Consider the following 17,358-nt stretch of genomic DNA (forward strand, 5'->3'; position numbering starts at 1 on the left):
CTAGCGATTATGGGGAAGCTCTACGAACTCAATCCAGTAACGGCCGATAGCACGCATGAGTTCTACCAGACCATCAAAATTAACCGGTTTGGTAATGTAGGATGCCGCGCCCAGGTCGTAACCACGGATCATGTCTTCTTCTTCTTTTGACGTTGTCAGAATAACCACCGGAATACTGCGCAGACTGGGATCCGCTTTTATTTGCTGTAAAGCCTCCCGACCGTCCATACGCGGCATATTCAAATCAAGCAGGATCAGACTGGGACGCGGAGAAACGGCTGGATCGGCAAACTTGCCTTCACGGCGCAAATATTCCAGTAATTCAATGCCGTCTTCTACGCAATTAAGGTTGTTCAGCACCCGGCCTTCCTTAAGTGCATCCAGTGCCAGCAAACGATCGTCTTCGTCGTCATCGGCCATTAATATGGTAATTGGTAAGCTACTGTCAGGCATGGCTTATTACTCCCTGTTGATGTACGCTGGTAAAAGGTTGGCCATCGGCAGGCATGTACAAATCAAACCGGGCCCCCTGGCCTGGTTCACTGAATGCCTGAATCGTGCCATTATGGCGTTCCACAATCCGGCGGCAAACAGCCAGTCCAATGCCCGTTCCCTTATATTCCGAACGGCCGTGTAATCGCTGGAATGGTGCGAATATCTTATCTGCAAAGGTTTGCTCAAAGCCTATACCATTATCCTGCACGGTTAGTTTGAACCATTTTAGTCCTGGTTGTAAGTGTAGGGATTCTGCGACAGGCTGACTGACATCCTCGCAGGTTATCTTGATGTGCACAGGCTGCTCTGGCTGAATAAACTTCAGCGCATTAGACAGTAAATTCAAAAATACCTGATTCATCTGCGAAGCGTCGGCCTGCATAACCGGCAACTCATCCACCTCTATTTTTGCCTGGGTTTCCTCGATGGTAATTTCGAGATCATCCAGTACCGAGTTAACCACGTCATTTAAGGCGGTCGCCTTAAAATCCTTACCCCGGGTGGTGACTCTGGAAAACGCAAGCAAATCGCTGATTAACATCGACATACGTTCGGCGGCATTCAGCATGCGGCGCAGAAAATCCTGGCCACGTTCATCCAGCGCGGACTCATAACCGGTGCTGATACGGTTACCAAAGGCGCGAATTTTGCGCAGGGGCTCCTGCAGGTCATGGGAGGCGACAAAAGCAAAATCTTCCAGTTCGCGGTTACTCCGCGACAGTTCTTCTGCATAAACCTGTAACTCAGCAGTACGTTCCTTAACCCGTGACTCCAGCACCAGATTGTGTTGTTGCAAGGCCTGGCGGTGGCGAATGGTTTCGCGAATGTTCATCCGTAACAAAACAAATATGCCCACAATTAGCAGCCCTGTAGTAATTGAGGACACAATCAGATTCGTTTCTGAGTTGGAGCGGAGCTTTAACAAGGAGTCGATATGCTGTTTCTGCAATTTGTGCTCTTCGGCTTCAATGGCAAAAAAGACTTTCTCAAATTCATCGTAAAGCTGCAGGCCTTTATCTGAGGTAAAAATAGCCATCGCTTCCTGTCTTTGGCCCTGACGCGCCAGTTCAACGGTTTTAATCAGTTCCGACAGTTTGCTCTTGGCCAGTTTGACTAATTGTTTCAGGCGCACTTCCTGCTGATCGTAATTAGAGCGAATCGCGTTTGCTTCGACCTGGTCAATAATATTGTTGACTTTATTCAGGGTGCTATCGTAATCAATCAGATACCTTTCGCTGTCAGATAACAGGTAGCCCCGTTGGCCGGATTCGGTGCGCAGCACCGCAATATGCAGGGTATTGATGGAGTTGATCACCTGATTGGTGGTAAACAAACGCCGTTCCAGCGCAGCCAGTTCGTCAAGGGTATGAATGGTGTAAGTGGAATTAGCGGCAATCACAATGATAACCAGTACCACGAGCAGGATGGAACTGGCGGTATTGCGGATCATTACTTTCATTCAGCGTGTCCATTTTGGTCCGGATTAAACTGCGCTACCAACTCGCTCAGGCTATCGCTGCAATCCTTACTGCCGGCAATAATTTTATCCAGTGCATTGAGCGCTTTTTCTTTGGGCACGGCACCTTCGAGGGCAAGCTTAATTAATTCAGCCTGCATGGTAATTCGGTTTAGCGGCCGCCGCGCCTCGTGGACGGCCAGTTGAAGTTGGGCAAATTGTTGCTGGTCCATCGGCATTGGTTCCCTTATTCTGAATCGTTACTGAGGTCACCGTAGGCGTGCAGACGGTTATACAGAGTCTTTGTACTGATCCCCAGCATTTCCGCAGCAGTGGTTTTATTGCCATCGACTTTTTCCAGCGTTGCGTAGATAAGTTCTTTTTCGACTTCTTCGATAGTTCGCCCGGCCTTAAGGCCTGTGGAAAGGGTCTGTTTTTTAGCAAAGGGCGATTCGATGGTTTTTGGCAGTTCGATACTCTCACTGTCCGGATCGCTCATAATAGCGGCGCGGTGGACAAAGTGACGCAGCTCACGTACGTTACCCGGCCAGTCGTAAGTTTTCAGTTTTTCCAGCTGTTCAGGCTGCCACTTAAAACGCGTATCGTTCTCAGCGTTAAGCTGATTGATAAAATACTCTGCTAACAGAGGAATATCTTCTTTACGTTCCCGCAGGGGAGGGATAGTAATCGGGAATACCGCCAGACGAAAATAAATATCCTCACGCAGAACCTTGCTTTCGGCAATCTCCTGCATACTGCGGTTAGTTGCCGAGACAACCCGGCAATTGACCGGCATGGCTTTGGTGCCGCCGACCCGAATGACCACTTTGTTTTCCAGCACCCGCAACAAATTAGGCTGCATATCAATGGGCATTTCGGTGATTTCGTCAAGAAACAGCGTGCCGTTTTCGGCCTGTTCAAACACGCCTTCCTTGCGTCCTACTGCGCCGGTAAAAGCGCCTTTTTCGTGACCAAACAGTTCGCTGCCAATCAGCTCCTTAGAGAATGCGCCACAGTTAGTGGCAACATAGGGGCCTTCGCATTCTGAGGCTGCGTGAATGGCCGCTGCCACCACTTCTTTACCTACGCCGCTTTCACCAAGCAGCATTACGTTGGCTTTGGTACGGCTCACCCGGCTTACCAGTTTATACAGTTCCTGCATCGGCGCTGATTCGCCAATGAGCTGGCCAAAATGCTTAGTAATAGCGGGCTGTGCTTTTTTGCTGCTTGCTGTCTTTTTCTGGCTAAATACGGATTCCAGGTCTTCACGTTGGATAGGTTTCACCAGATAGTCGACGTTCGACCCGCACATATCCTTAATAATGCCTTTAACCGACGGATGGCCGGTGATCAGCGTTACCCGGGGCTGTTTGCCTGCGGGCAAAGATTCCAGCAGGTGCAGGCCGGAACCGTCGGGCAACATAAAGTCGAGAAGGATATGATCAAAGGTTTCTTTGCTCAGCCATTCCTTTGCTTCGGCAAGATTGGCGGCAGTTAATACTTCGTGGCCAAGAAATTCGATGATGGTACAGGCCACATCGGTAAACTCCGCGTCATCATCCACTAAAAGTACGGTTAACATAGTCGCGATATTCCTTATATTTTATCGAGCAAAGCTCAATTATACTGTTACGACAGGATGTTAGTTTGAGATCACTGCGTGTCCAGTGCGTCGGCGCTGGGCAGTAGCATGCTTTGGTAGCGCAGCTCACCAATAAACGCGCGTGCTGCCGGGCCGAGTCGGTCACCATCGGCAAAACACAGGTGTAACATTGCTTTTCGCACGCCGCCTTGTTCCATGGGGAGCGGCTTCAGGGTGCCGTCTTCAAGCTCGTCGCTGATGATAGCCAGGGGCAACCAGGCAAAGCCGAGTCCCTGACTGATAATATCAACAGATGTTCTGGCGTGGCTGACGGTCCAGCGCTGATCGGCGCCCAGCCAGCCTGATTCAGCTTTACGATCGGTGGATGAATCGCGAACCACTATCTGTCGGTAGCTTTTTAAATCGTCCAGGGTCAACGTTCGGTTTAATTCGTGTAACGGGTGGTCGGGGTGAGCAACCGCGATAAACTCGATGTCGCAGAGGTCTTCACTAAACCCGTTAGGGTAGGGAAAAGGGGAAATACCTATATCAACCTCACCCTCTTTGAGCAGGGTGTTGGCACCGTTGAGGACCGTTTCCATTAACTCAATACGCAGCAATGGGTATTCCTGAGACACCTTATTTAGTGCATGGTAAAGCATGCGGGCGGGGAAAATAATATCGGCGGCGATACGCAGATTGGTTTCGATGCCTGAGGTAAGACTGCTGGCAACGCTTTCAATCTTATGCGCTTCTTCCAGCAAATAACAGGCGCGACGATACATTAGCTCGCCTGCTTCGGTCAGGGTGACTCTGCGTCCTTCGTTGATAAACAACGTTAAATCCAGAGCATGTTCCAGTTTTTGCACAGCGTGATGTATGCTCGACTGGCTTTTATGAACCTGATCAGCCGCCTGATTAAAACCGCCGGCTTCCACCACGGCCTTAAACATGCGCCACTGTTCAAGGGTCGCTTTTAACATTAGGGTAAACTCCACGAAAATACTGGTGTTTTTCACCAGCTTATTGTTTTTCTTGGAGCTTACACCGGTTAGCGCTTTAGTTAAATGCCTTTTGAATGGTCGGCACGTCACAGGTCATTACAGCGACGTGTTGATAGCCCATTTTTGCCAGCTGTTCCGCCGCCAGCATGGCTCTGGCACCGGACGCGCAATGCAGAAAAATCGGCGTGCCGGGATCGCTGACCAGTTCCAGCATTTTCATTTCCAGTACGCCGCGAGGAATATTAATTGCCCCTTTGGCTGGTGAACTGGCATGTTCAGCAGGTTCTCTGACATCAACAACAAAGCCGTTAAGTTCGGCCTTTTCTTTGGCTGCCTCGGCCGCGGTAACCTTACGTGGTGGCGGATCAATAGCGGCTAAGCGCTCCTGCATGGTCAATAACATGGGACGTCCTCTTGTAGACAAATATGTAATATTAGTTAAAGCTAATGTTAGGGAGGCGGTTTGTCAACATGGATACACTTATCCTATTTTGTGATATTTTTTATATTAAACACTTGCTTAGGCCAAAGCTTTGACGTTCAATACAATAAAATAGCCTGCAGTGAACCTGATTAATTAAGGTATAACGCTATGGATCCATCGCAAATGCTCTCTCGCTCTGAAGACGCAGAGCAATTTTTAAAACAACTCTCTAACAAAACACGCTTGATGGTGCTTTGTTCGTTACTCGACGGTGAACGCTCGGTAACTGAATTACTGGATAAAGTGCCGGTAACGCAACCTGTACTTTCTCAGCATTTAGCCTTGTTGCGTGAAGCAGAATTTGTGGCCACAAGACGCTCCGGCCAAACAATTTATTACCGTCTGGCCGATGAACGTATTACCCAGATTATGAATTTAATGTACACATTTTTTTGTGCAGAGGACTAATCGGCCGCGGCTGACTGCTCTAACTCCTGCTTACTGATTTCAAGCTTAATGGTGTGCGTCGCCCAGTCGATACTGACCACGTGACGGCAGTCAACCCTGACCCGTTTACCACCAGGCAGCCAGTCGTTTAAATTAATAATCAAATCCGCTGCAGACCACTGGGGTAGTTGGAAGACCAAATCCTCCAGATGGCCCGCTTCGCCGTCTGACAACGCAATAGCATAACCTGTCAGTTCATCGCAGGAACGCAGATGTGAGTTGTCTTCCCCGGCAGGTTCAGCTATTTCCCTGACGTTGTTGACCAGTTCCAACGGATGCGCATACTCACCCCACGCACCGGGGCCGGTCCAGTAATAACCGTAACCAAAATATTTAAATAACAGCGACTCATACTCACGGGAAACGGGCTGATGTGCCTCTAAGGCCGGACTGTTTCTGAGCGCCTCTTTGCTCATCTCTACCGACAGCTTGCTACTGGCGGGATCGGCATTATTAATAGAGACCGGTGAGATAACTACTTTGCGGCTCAGGGGAAGCCAGGTATTGGTATCGGCCACAAGATAACGCACAATCCACTGGTCATCGTCGATTAATACGTCCTGACATCCGCCTATATCACCATCTGTAGCATGAAATGCGTAATGTTTAAGCTCAGAATAACGAATTTCCATATAACCTCCAAACGCTGGGCGTTGTTAATAAAAGGCTTATGTAATTTATAAGGCGTGAGAAAGGCGTTGGATCACAATGTATCGGACAAAACGGCAGGCGAAAAACAGGGTTACAAGGGAGGGCGGGTCGGCAGCAGAAACACTGCCGACACAGGTATATCTGAATGACGGCGATATAAGCGAGTAGCTAGGCTACATCAAACTCGTCGTCGGAGTAATCATCGTCATAATCAGACTGATTACTGGCGGAACTGTGCAGGGTATAAAACTGCTTACGGTTGCGGGCAAGTTTAATGTACTTAATCCAGGCTTTTTCAAGACAGCTGGTGGCTGCTTCTTCACCTTTCAGTACCGCAATAAAACGTTGCTCTTCGGCATTTTCCGGCGTTAGCTCGCCAGACTCTAAAGCGGCAAGGGTTTTACCGTACGCACTCAGTGCGTCGGCTTCTGAGATGCTAAAATCACCAGACTTACGGAAACCGTAAGGAAAGTGCTGGCGGTCAATAAACTGCTTTGATGGTACACGGATATCTGTCGTCTTCATGATATGAATTCTCTTGGTTGAGTATTTTCGTGCACTTTTAAGTGATAAATCGCAAAATGAGAAACAAAAAATTTTTACCTTCACAACAAAAAATATTGTTTCATAAAACTGCCATATTTGAGGTCGTTTAAAATGGCAGCAATCCCCGGTGGCATATGGCCTGCTTAGCGCATTAACCGGCTAGCCTGCGGGCGAAACATACCCGTAATGACAGGCCCGGTTAAAGCGATGTGATTAAAAATCAATCAGAAATAAACTTTATCGTGACGATAAAAACTATTCATTTCCTATTTTTTAACAGCGAGGAATAATGAATGTGTTAGTGTTCAACCAACCCAGAGAAGACAATGAGCAAAGACTATCGTTACCAGAGGGAAGAATGGGACTCGGTAGACGACGAGGACAGCGGTGACCACCGCAAGGACCATAAACGTCAACAAAACATGAAAGACAAAAAGAAGGCGATGCACCGACGAGATAAACAACGTCGTACGCAATTCGATAATTTCGAATAAACCTTCGCCAAAACGTGCTGTTCAGCACGTTTTTATTTTACATTAAGGTAAACTTGTGCCAGCTTATGCGTATGGACGAGAGTCATAGTACGTATAAGCATGGACATTCGTTTTCTGACCACATTTGTAGAAGTTGTAAAAACACGTCATTTCGGTAAAGCTGCCGAGAATTTATATTTAACCCAGTCCGCGGTGAGCGCCAGAATTAAACAGCTGGAAGAATACTTCCATACTACGCTGTTTGTTCGTCATCGTAACAGTATTCAGCTAACACCTGCCGGTGAGCGCTTGTTGCCCTATGCCGAGCAACTTAGCGCAACGTTGTTGCAGGCCAAGCAGGAATTACAGCGCGAAGCGGGTGAATATCTGGTATGCGGAGCAGGGCAGCTTAATAATGAAATCTGGATGCCCGGATTGTTGCACCAGATCCACGCGGCGTTTCCGGAGTGGGCCATTAAAGCGGAAGTACTGCCCTCGGAGCAAATTTCCCGTCAGCTGCACGATCGCAGCGTTGATATTGCCTTTTCCAGCGAGCCGCTGAAATCTGAAGAATTCACCGGCCAGTTGCTCAAAGCCATGCCGCTGGGGTTGTTCAGTATTCATCAGCACGAAGTCAATACCGATCCGGAGCAGTTTGTCGCCATCGATTGGGGAAGTAAGGCGCGGGATGAATTGCTCACGCGTTTCCCTGAATATCGTGATGCTAAATTTACTACCAATTCGTTACGTCTGGCGCTGGCAACCCTGCAACAGGAAGGCGGTATCGCCGTGTTGCCGGTGGGACTCGACTGGTCGCAGTGGGGTCTGCAAAATGTAAAGTGTATTGATCACTTTACCAATGCGCAGTGTAAGCTGTATATGTACTACATGAAATCGGTCAGACGCTCAATCGTGCCTGATGTGGTTAGCCTGGTTAGCCAGCACTTCGCGTCTGACGTATAACGATAATCCGGCATCCTGCGAGGGTGCCGACACCATAATAAAGAGAAAAACATGCTTAAAGACGACGAGTTTATTAACCTGAATCCTGACCAGCGTATTGCCAAATTTTTCGAAACAGTGAATGCTCAGGGCGAACTATTTATTCTGAATGACGACGATGGCTGTGTGATGCTGACTTCTGATGACGAAGAAGGCGTGCCGGTATGGCCAACCGCGAGCCTGGCCAGCATGTGGGCCGATCAGGAATGGGAGCACTGCGAAGCCAAAGCCATTAGCCTGGACGTATGGTTGTCCCGTTGGACCGAAGGCTTATCGAAAGATTTTCTGAATGTCATTATCGCGCCGCTGCCGGCGGAAGAAAGCGAGCTTATGACGCCTGAAGACTTTGCCGACAAACTCGCCTGAGTTGAACCAATAGCCATTACCACCGTATTAGATCCCAAAGCGTGAGGTTACTTGCCAGAGTTAATGGCACTCGCGCCGAAAATGTGGCGTAAATAAAGCTCGGGTTTTATTATTCAGACAGTTAATCATTTTAGGTCGGCTCTGCATTAAGCGGTGCTGGCCGACCGGCACTCGCAAGGGCGAGCTGGCATTACTAATCTCAGGAGGAGACTATTTCAAGCTATTCTTCATTAGTACCGGATGCACAGGACCTATGGTTTTTGCCGCTTGGTGGCACCGGCGAAATTGGCATGAATATGAACCTGTATGGTCACGCCGGCCAGTGGTTAATGGTTGACTGTGGGGTAACATTTGATGAGCCCCTTGTGGCGCCTTATCTGAATGCAGGGCCGGCTGGTAAACACCATGTGGTGGCTCCTGATCCCGCTTTTATTACCCAGCAGCGCGAGCAACTTGCCGGGCTGGTCATTACTCATGGTCATGAAGATCATGTTGGCGCAGTTGCGGCGATTTGGCCCCGGCTAAACTGCCCGGTCTATACCACCCCTTTTACCGCCGAAATTCTGCACCGTAAACTCGCTCAGGCTGGATTGGCGGGCAAGGTGCCTGTGCGTGTGATCACGCCAGACAGTCAGGTGCAGATAGGGCCTTTTTTGGTTCACTGGCTGGCCATCACGCATTCAATTCCTGAGCCACAGGCTCTGCTGATAGAAACCGCGGTAGGCACGGTATTACATACAGCTGACTGGAAAATCGATGCCCAGCCCATTAGCGGAAAGCCCTTTGATGCCGGACTGTACCGACAGCTCGGCAATACGGGGTTGCTGGCAGTAGTAGGCGATTCCACCAATGCGCTTAAACCCGGGTTTTCAATTTCTGAGCGGATCTGTGGTGAGGGCCTCAATACCATGATTAAGCAATGTACCGGGCGAGTAGTGGTAAGCTGCTTTGGCAGTAATATTGCCCGTTTGATTTCGCTGGCAAGAATAGCCCAAAAAACCGGACGCTATATGGCGTTGCTCGGACGGTCGTTGGAAAACATGCTCGGTGTTGCCAGAAAAACCGGCTATTGGCCGGACGATCTGGAAATTGTCGATAAATCTCATATAGGTTACCTGCCACCCTCGGAAGTGCTGGTTGTGGCGACCGGCAGTCAGGGGGAGCCCCGCGCCGCAGTTAACCGACTGGCTATTGATGCCTCACCTTTCTTCGAACTGGAAGCTGGCGACACGGTTATCTTTTCCAGTATCGTGATCCCCGGCAATGAAAAAGCGGTTGAACGGCTGATTGAAAAGCTACAGAAAAAGCAGGTGCAGGTGATCCAGTCAGAAGACAGCGATGTGCCGATTCATGCCAGTGGCCACCCTTGTCAGGAAGAACTGAAACTGATGTATCAGTGGACCAAACCTTATATCGCCATCCCGGTACATGGCGAGCCTGAGCATTTACAGGCGCATGCCGATATTGCCAAAAGTCTGGGCGTGCAGCGCACTTATGTTGGCCGTAATGGCGACCTGTATTTACTGGCACCGCAGCCCGGGATCCGCCGCAACCGGGTCAAAGCCGGACGGATTGCGCTCACCCAATAAGCCAGCGAATCTTCACGACGTTCACGCAGCTGTGCCCTGCAAACTGCCCTTATACGCTGTCTGTTAGTTATATAACTGATAGATGGCTATTTTTAGCGCGAATTTTCAGGTTTAGTGTATGATTACTATCACGGCTTACGGAATATTAGTCCGTTGGTCATGGTATCTGGTTGTCGTGCGACAAGAATAATACCCTGATAAACAGGGAAGGTTGATTGTATTAATGGTGCGTAAATTATTACTTTCCTGTGTTTTGCTCAGTCTGTGGGTAATTGGCCTGACGTTGGGAGCGCAGGATGCTGTTAGTGCCGAGCTCTCAACAGAGCCTTTAATTGCGAATCCCGTAGGCACTGAACTCTCTACACAACAAGGCCTCAGGCAAGACAGTATCCGTGACCTGCTGGTTGATACGGATAATTTTTTGTGGGTTGCTACCGATGAAGGCCTGGACCGCTATGATGGTAACCGGGTGCTCCCTATTGTCGGAGACAACGACATACTGGCCTCTACCGCAATCGATAAGCTTTTTCTGGATAGTCAGCAACGGCTGTGGATCAGCGCGGCTTATCGCGGACTCTTTATCTTTAATCTGACCGATAATGTTGTGTCTAAAGCGCTCGAACTTGCGCATTATGATGATCCGCAAATGATCCAGACCGCTGAGCAATTTATTGAGTTACCCGACGGCAATATGCTGATCCTGTTCAGACAATCCCTGGTACTTTACGATGTGGCCAGCGAAGAGCATCGAATACTGTATCGCCTGCCGTATGAAGAAGGGCAGCGAATGCCCTACCTGCGCGATATGTTGCTGGTTGATAATTTGTTGTTGCTGGCCACCTCTGAAGGCTTAAAAATTACCCGCTATGCGCCGCAAAATCTTAATTTCCATGCATTAGAACATCGTCAGAATGTTGCTCCGGATTTGGACAATGCAAATACCAAACGTTTGCGGCTTACCGACGATGGCACGCTTTGGGTGGGGACGGTAGCCGGTTTATACTCCATGTCCTGGAATGCCGTAAAGCAAGCTTATCGCAGCGCGTCGGCCGTGATACCTGATGCCCGGCTGATCCTGGATAAGCGTAATATCTGGGATATTGAAAGCCCGGACAAGGATTTGCTTTGGATTGGTTCGGATATCGGCCTATTACGCGTGGCTCGGGTTGCGGGGCAATGGCAAGCTGACTTTATTCTCGAACCGTCAGTTGGTGATGTTGCCATGTCGCGTCAGGATGTGCGGGCTATAGCGCTGACTCATAACAATGATTTGTGGATTGGTTCCTATTTAAATGGCGCCATACACTGGTCGCCCAATAGTTTTAACTTCAGCATATTGCAAAATCATGGCACCCAAAAGCCCCTCAGTAACAACGTGATTTGGGCAATACACGAAGATGACCAACAGCAACTTTGGATTGGCTCAGATAATGGCCTGACCCGTTATAATCCCAAAACTGAACAAAGCACCTTTTACATTGTTAAAGACGGCCTGCCAGACTCCTACAGTATTCACACTATCGAGAGGATTTTTCCGGCTCTGCAAGCAAATAAATTACTGTTATCTACGTATAACGGTATGCTGCGGTTTGACATGACGTCTGGCGAATATGAGTCATTTAATATGGGCCTGGACGAAGACGAAAGCATGTATGTGAGCGGCGTTGGCGTCGGCCCTGACCAACAATTGTATTTTGTTGCTAACCATTTCTATCGCTATAACCAGGCAACCAATGTCTTAGAACGTCTGAATCAATTAGAAGAGCAGGTGCCATTTAATACCGCCAGCAATTTTATTGGTACTAATCCGCTTAATAACGAGGAAATATTGCTGGCAAACTACGATGGCTTGTGGGCTTACAACCCCGGCACGACCGAAGCTCATCAGTTACACCGCCTGCCCGAACGATTAGTTAATGCTGAGTTAAGACCAGACAAAGTTAACCTTAATGGCCATATTTTGTGGATAAGTTATCCCGGCTACGGACTGGTTGGTCTGGACGCGGCAACTTACGAACAACGATATCATTTTGGTCGTGACGTGCTTGGACGGGCTGTCGTGCTTTTTGACTTACTTAAAGACGATGAAGGTTATTTCTGGTTTAGCTCACTCAATGGGCTCCATCGTTTTTCACCGTCAGAGCTGAAATTTACCCGTTACGAATACGGCCGTGATTTAAGTATTGCGGAATTTAATCAGGGCGCAAATCAAAAGTTGCAGGATGGCCGGATGGTGTTTGGCTCGCCTAAAGGGCTGGTGTTCTTTGACCCGATTAAACTTAACCATAACCAACAAAGCAAAATGTTGGTGGATGATACACCACAAATGGTTATTTCTGACATCGGGTTGTCATCCAGAGAGTTGAATCTGCCAAAGCACAACCTGGCGAACATGCACTTAGATTTGAACCATGACGATTATGGTTTAACCATTGAGTTTTCAGCGTTGGAATACCATAGAGCCCGGGACACCCAGTTTAAATATATCCTGAGTAAAGGCAGTCAGGTACTCAGTGAGGATATCACTACCGATAGCCGGGTTGTCTTACCATCACTGGCGGCGGGTGAATACCGCTTTGAAGTCAGTCCGGTGTATCGTGCCAGAGAAAAAGCCATTTTGCCTGCGGGGCTGATTATCAGTGTGGCTTATCCGCCGTTCTTATCACCTCTGGCTTACACCATTTATGCGTTTATCGGATTGTCTGTCATTCTTGCTTATCTGATTAGCCGCCATTTACAGCTAGTGCGCCTGAAACAGGCTCAGCAGCAGGTTAAATTGTTTGGCAACGCGTTTCGGCATACCAGTGACTGGGTGGTCATTTTTGACGAAGATCATATGCCCGTAGCCGCCAATCCCGCCTTTGAAAAAGCATTTGGTATTGCCCCCACGGAGCGGCTCGACAGGCAGCTTCACAGACTTTATCAACGGGTACCTAAGCTCGAGGCGCAGTTGTCCGGACAGCTTAACTCGTTAATTGAAGGTGATTACTGGAAAGGCGAGGATCGCATTCAGATGCCGGATGGGCGGCACTATGATGTACTCATCGATATTAACCGTATGAGCGAGGATAAGGAAAGCGGAGGCACGCATTTCCTGCTGGTTATCTCCAATATTACCGAGCAAAAGAATGCTGAGCGTAAGCTGGTTAAAATTGCCAATTTCGACAACCTCACGGGGCTGGTTAATCGCAGCCTGTTGCTGGACCGACTGGAACATGCAATCGCCAATGCAACCAGTCATTCGCATACTGTGGCTGTGCTGTTTGTTGATCTTGACCGCTTTAAAGGTATAAATGATTCCTTAGGCCACGATTACGGTGACAAACTGCTCAGGGTCGTCGCTAACCGGATGCTCAATCTGGCATCTAAGAGTGACACGGTTGCCCGTCTGGGCGGTGACGAATTTGTTATCGTCATGGAAGAAGTTGAAAACGAAGTGGCCGTATCCAGTTTTGTTGCGCAGCTGATTGAATCCATCGAAACGCCCATTTCGCTTGGTAAGGAAGTGCTGCGGGTATCCTGTTCGGTGGGGATTTCGTTTTTCCCTGATGATGCAACCGAACCGGCTGAGCTGCTTAAGCAAGCGGATGTGGCTATGTATTCGGCCAAGAAAAGCACGCTGAATGCCTTTATTTATTACACCAGGGAAATGAATGAGCGGGCCATTGAACGTTTAGCGCTGGAAAACCTGGTTAAATCGGCTTACGAAGAACAGGCATTCGAGAATTACTATCAGCCCATTGTTAACATCACAACGGGCAAAACTGAAGGTGTTGAGCTGCTATTACGCTGTCATTACCGCGATGAGTGGATTTCGCCAGCAGCCTTTATTCCGGTGCTGGAAGAGTTACGCCATATTATTGAGCTAACCCGCAAGGCGACCGATGTAGCCATTGATGATCTGCAACAATGGTATAGTGACGGTTTTACCGGCTATATCTCCATCAACCTGTCGGCGCTGCACTTTAAAACCCATTTTGATCTGGAATATATCCAGGCGCGTCTGGACGAAGTCGGTTTGCCTTATTCCGCCATTCGTTTTGAGATAACCGAAGGGGTGCTGATTGATAAGTCAGATGAAGTACTCAATGAGCTTATTCGAATTCGTGAAGCTGGCTTTAAACTGGCGCTGGATGACTTTGGTACCGGCTATTCATCCTTAAGCTATTTGCGTCGTTTCCCCCTTGATATTCTTAAAATTGATAAGAGCTTTATTGACGATGTCAAAGAAAGTCTGGAGGAAAATGCGCTGGTACAAACCACCATTAACCTGGCACACAGCCTCAGGATGGATTGTATAGCCGAGGGAATCGAACACAGCGAGCAACTGCAATATTTGCTTAATCACGGTTGTTGCTTAATGCAGGGGTACTACTTCTCAAAACCGGTAGACGCGCGAACGGTCAGACCTCTTCTTACCAAACACTGGCAGACACCGCTGGTATCGTTTAATCCAATTATCTGAAAAAGCTGAACAGTCGGCCCCTGGTCAGAGCAGGGGCCGACTGTTCGTCTATTACGCTGTTTTGATATTGAGCGGGATTGGCAGGTTGCGGAAACGCTGACCAGTGGCGGCATATAAAGCATTCGCCAGAGCAGGGGCTGCTGGTGGCGTTGGTGGTTCGCCCACGCCGCCCGGTAAGGCCTCAGATTGAATGATTTCGACATCAATGCTGACCGGCGTTTGTGGCATACGCGCCACCAGGTAATTATGGAAATTACTCTGGGTTATTTCACCATTCAGCGCCGTAATCTGACCGATAGCACAACTGATACCGTAAATCAGTCCCCCTTCACACTGGGCTTTAACATGATCAGGGTTAACCACGGTGCCGGCATCGATGGCGATGTAAGCCTTAGGAATGGTCCATTCGCCACGGCTGTTAAGTTTGACCTCGATAACCGCTGCAGAGTAGCTTAAAAATGATCGATGGGCGGCCAGACCTAAAAAGCGACCCTGTTGTTCACGGTTATCCCAATCGGCCATGTCGGTTACTTCAGTAATCACCTTTTTAAGCCGGGCTGTATCTACCGGATAATCGTTCAGATCATCGCCATAGTTACCGTATTTAGCATTACTGGCGGCAAAGTCGATATGTCTGTCCGGGCCTATCAGTGAAAGCAGAAAATCTCTGTGATCGACTTTGAGCTGATCAGCGACCTCGGCAACAAATGATTCTTTTGCAAATGCGTGGTACACGTTAGCTACGCTGCGCATCCAGCCAATACGCACATGGGCTTTGGCTTCGCCACGCTCCAGTTGCAGGTTAGGTACGTCAAATGGTGTGTCCATATGGCCCAGATCCAGTTCACCATCGGTAGGCTTGTTGGCAGCAGGATTAAAGGTCGAGGCAATGGGTGGAAAAACGGTTTTGTGATACCAACCGGTTATCTTGCTGTTATCGTCAATGGTTGCGCTAAGACGCTGACCGCTAACGGAATGATAATAACCATGTTTGATGTCATCTTCCCGACGCCATACTACCTTAACCGGCCGCCCCACAGCTTTAGCCAGTAAGGCAGCTTCTACGGCGAAGTCTGGTTTGGCTTTACGGCCAAAGCCGCCGCCAAGTAAGGTAACGTTTATGGTGACATTCTCCAGCGGCATTTTGAGTGCGCCGGCAACCTGTTGTCGGGTGGTCTGGGGTGACTGCACGCAGGCCCAAATTTCAGCGCTGTCGGCGGTAACAACAGCTGTTGCAGCTGGCGGTTCCATGGGGGCCTGAGCCAGATGGGGCGCGTAGTAGCTGGCATCAATCACTTTCGCCGCTTCGCTGGTGGCCTTATCAAAGTCACCGAGTTTGCGCATGACTTCGCCGGGTTTGGCTGCTTCATCCAGCAGCGCCTGCTGGTATTCCTCAGAATTGTAAGCCGCATTTTCACTGCTTTCCCATTCGGTTTTTAACGCGTTACAAGCCTGCCAGGCTAACCAGGTGTTACTGGCCAGTACCGCGATGCCGCCAAGCGGGTTAAACAGGGCCGGGGCAGAGGCGGCGGGCATATCGATAACATCAATCACGCCGGGCATTTTTTTGATCTCTGCCTGGTTAGACGATTTTACCTTGCTGAATAACACGGGCGGACGCTGGATTACGGCGTAGCACATGTTGTCCATAACAATATCCTGACCATACACTGCGGTACCGGTAGTCATTGCCGTTAAATCTACGCTGGGCACCGCTTTACCAATTTGTGTCCAGTTATCTCTTGATTTGAGTTTCAGGTCGGTTGGTTTGGGCAGTGGCAGCGTTGCCGCTACGCTGATTAAGTCAGCAAAGGCCACTTTACGGCCGCTTGGTTTGTGCACCACAAAATGATTGTCGGTGACACATTCGTAGGGGTCTACTTTCCAGCCTTTAGCCGCCGCTGTACACAACATTAATGCAGCCGTTGCGCCCGCTTCACGTAAACGCTGGAAGTTTCGGCGAACGCTGCGCGAGCCGTCGGTATTCTGATCGCCGTATTTGGCGTCTCCGGTAGCCTGATTAATGGTCACATGCTGCCAGTCGGCACCCAGTTCCTCCATAATGATTTGAGGAATACTGGTACGTACCTGCTGGCCCATCTCTGACCGGTGGCAGGTGATAATGACATTGCCATCTTCAGCAAATTCGATAAACACGCTGGGCGCGAAGCTTTCGGCCGATGGCGCGTTGGCAAACATGGCCTGGCCACGGGTAGCTGGTAACAACGCCAGTCCTAAAGTAAAACCAGACGCTGTAGCAGTGCGCTTTAAAAACGCGCGACGGGATTGAGAAATCGTGGAATCTGTCATTTGATCACCTTTATCGCCACGGCTTCGGCAGCCGATTTTACCGCTGCACGAATGCGCGGATAGGTTCCACAACGGCAGATGTTGCCCGCCATGTGATTTTCGATGTCTTCATCGCTGACCGGTTGCTTTTTATCAACCAGTGACGCCGCCTGCATCATCTGACCGCTTTGGCAATAACCACACTGAGGCACATTGTGCTCTCGCCAGGCCTGTTGCACCGGATGAGAACCGTCACTGGACAAACCTTCGATAGTCGTTACGGCTTTGTCGCCAATAGCTGCCATGGGTAACTGGCAGGAACGGGTAGGCTCACCGTCAAGATGGACCGTACAGGCACCACACAAGGCCATTCCACAGGAATATTTGGTGCCGGTCATTTTCAGTTCGTCCCGGATAAACCACAGTAACGGCATACTGGGATCACCCTGGTAGTCAAACTCCTGTTCATTGATAGTGACTTTCATAACGTTCCTCTTGTTGCGCCTGGA

The 17,358-nt window shown here is 49.3% G+C and carries 16 protein-coding genes; 6 read left to right on the plus strand and 10 right to left on the minus strand.

Annotated elements, in window-relative coordinates; genetic code table 11:
• The 6 genes from BFC17_RS07230 to BFC17_RS07255 all read right to left on the minus strand — a co-directional run bounded on the left by BFC17_RS07230 (position 1) and on the right by BFC17_RS07255 (position 4,940).
• Complete coding sequence (locus tag BFC17_RS07230; protein ID WP_070175784.1) at positions 1-453, minus strand: response regulator; 453 nt, start codon at positions 451-453, stop codon at positions 1-3.
• The gene (locus tag BFC17_RS07235; protein ID WP_139142022.1) at positions 446-1,954 is read right to left on the minus strand and encodes a sensor histidine kinase; all 1,509 of its coding nucleotides are present in this window, start codon (positions 1,952-1,954) and stop codon (positions 446-448) included. Before BFC17_RS07235 ends, BFC17_RS07230 begins: the two co-directional genes overlap by 8 nt.
• Positions 1,951-2,184: a hypothetical protein gene (locus tag BFC17_RS07240; protein ID WP_070176264.1), complete on the minus strand. Its 234-nt coding sequence runs from the start codon at positions 2,182-2,184 to the stop codon at positions 1,951-1,953. The genes BFC17_RS07235 and BFC17_RS07240 overlap by 4 nt, the downstream gene beginning before the upstream one ends.
• Before the next feature lie 14 nt (positions 2,185-2,198).
• Positions 2,199-3,533, minus strand: a complete 1,335-nt coding sequence (locus BFC17_RS07245; protein ID WP_070175785.1) for a sigma-54-dependent transcriptional regulator — start codon at positions 3,531-3,533, stop codon at positions 2,199-2,201.
• A gap of 71 nt (positions 3,534-3,604) precedes the next feature.
• Complete coding sequence (locus tag BFC17_RS07250) at positions 3,605-4,516, minus strand: LysR family transcriptional regulator (protein WP_070176265.1); 912 nt, start codon at positions 4,514-4,516, stop codon at positions 3,605-3,607.
• A gap of 76 nt (positions 4,517-4,592) precedes the next feature.
• Positions 4,593-4,940: a rhodanese-like domain-containing protein gene (locus tag BFC17_RS07255; RefSeq protein ID WP_070175786.1), complete on the minus strand. Its 348-nt coding sequence runs from the start codon at positions 4,938-4,940 to the stop codon at positions 4,593-4,595.
• 189 nt (positions 4,941-5,129) lie between these two features.
• Here BFC17_RS07255 and BFC17_RS07260 point away from each other — a divergent pair, with 189 nt between their 5' ends.
• On the plus strand, positions 5,130-5,429 hold the full coding sequence (locus tag BFC17_RS07260; protein ID WP_070175787.1) for an ArsR/SmtB family transcription factor: 300 nt from the start codon (positions 5,130-5,132) through the stop codon (positions 5,427-5,429).
• Here BFC17_RS07260 and BFC17_RS07265 read toward each other — a convergent pair.
• Complete coding sequence (locus tag BFC17_RS07265) at positions 5,426-6,100, minus strand: hypothetical protein (RefSeq protein ID WP_070175788.1); 675 nt, start codon at positions 6,098-6,100, stop codon at positions 5,426-5,428. The genes BFC17_RS07260 and BFC17_RS07265 overlap by 4 nt on opposite strands.
• 187 nt (positions 6,101-6,287) lie before the next feature.
• Positions 6,288-6,644, minus strand: a complete 357-nt coding sequence (locus BFC17_RS07270) for a MaoP family protein (protein ID WP_070175789.1) — start codon at positions 6,642-6,644, stop codon at positions 6,288-6,290.
• A gap of 347 nt (positions 6,645-6,991) precedes the next feature.
• Between BFC17_RS07270 and BFC17_RS22525 the strand changes: the two genes are divergently transcribed.
• The 5 genes from BFC17_RS22525 (at position 6,992) to BFC17_RS07290 (ending at position 14,560) form a co-directional block, all read left to right on the plus strand.
• Complete coding sequence (locus BFC17_RS22525; protein WP_175439541.1) at positions 6,992-7,159, plus strand: hypothetical protein; 168 nt, start codon at positions 6,992-6,994, stop codon at positions 7,157-7,159.
• 99 nt (positions 7,160-7,258) lie between these two features.
• On the plus strand, positions 7,259-8,101 hold the full coding sequence (locus BFC17_RS07275) for a LysR family transcriptional regulator (protein ID WP_070175790.1): 843 nt from the start codon (positions 7,259-7,261) through the stop codon (positions 8,099-8,101).
• Positions 8,102-8,152: 51 nt separating this feature from the next.
• Positions 8,153-8,506, plus strand: coding sequence for a DUF2750 domain-containing protein (locus BFC17_RS07280; RefSeq protein ID WP_070175791.1), 354 nt, complete (start codon positions 8,153-8,155; stop codon positions 8,504-8,506).
• Between the two features lie 290 nt (positions 8,507-8,796).
• On the plus strand, positions 8,797-10,095 hold the full coding sequence (locus BFC17_RS07285; RefSeq protein ID WP_083271669.1) for a ribonuclease J: 1,299 nt from the start codon (positions 8,797-8,799) through the stop codon (positions 10,093-10,095).
• A gap of 223 nt (positions 10,096-10,318) precedes the next feature.
• Complete coding sequence (locus BFC17_RS07290) at positions 10,319-14,560, plus strand: EAL domain-containing protein (protein WP_070175793.1); 4,242 nt, start codon at positions 10,319-10,321, stop codon at positions 14,558-14,560.
• Between the two features lie 51 nt (positions 14,561-14,611).
• On the opposite strand, the gene BFC17_RS07295 is transcribed toward BFC17_RS07290, so the two are convergent.
• Positions 14,612-16,870 (minus strand): xanthine dehydrogenase family protein molybdopterin-binding subunit, encoded by a 2,259-nt coding sequence (locus BFC17_RS07295; RefSeq protein WP_070175794.1) that lies wholly within the window; start codon positions 16,868-16,870, stop codon positions 14,612-14,614.
• Complete coding sequence (locus BFC17_RS07300; protein ID WP_070175795.1) at positions 16,867-17,334, minus strand: (2Fe-2S)-binding protein; 468 nt, start codon at positions 17,332-17,334, stop codon at positions 16,867-16,869. The genes BFC17_RS07295 and BFC17_RS07300 overlap by 4 nt, the downstream gene beginning before the upstream one ends.
• Positions 17,335-17,358 lie beyond the last annotated feature (24 nt).

It is taken from the genome of Marisediminitalea lipolytica, from assembly GCF_001758465.1.
GTDB classification, from domain to species: domain Bacteria; phylum Pseudomonadota; class Gammaproteobacteria; order Enterobacterales; family Alteromonadaceae; genus Alteromonas; species Alteromonas lipolytica.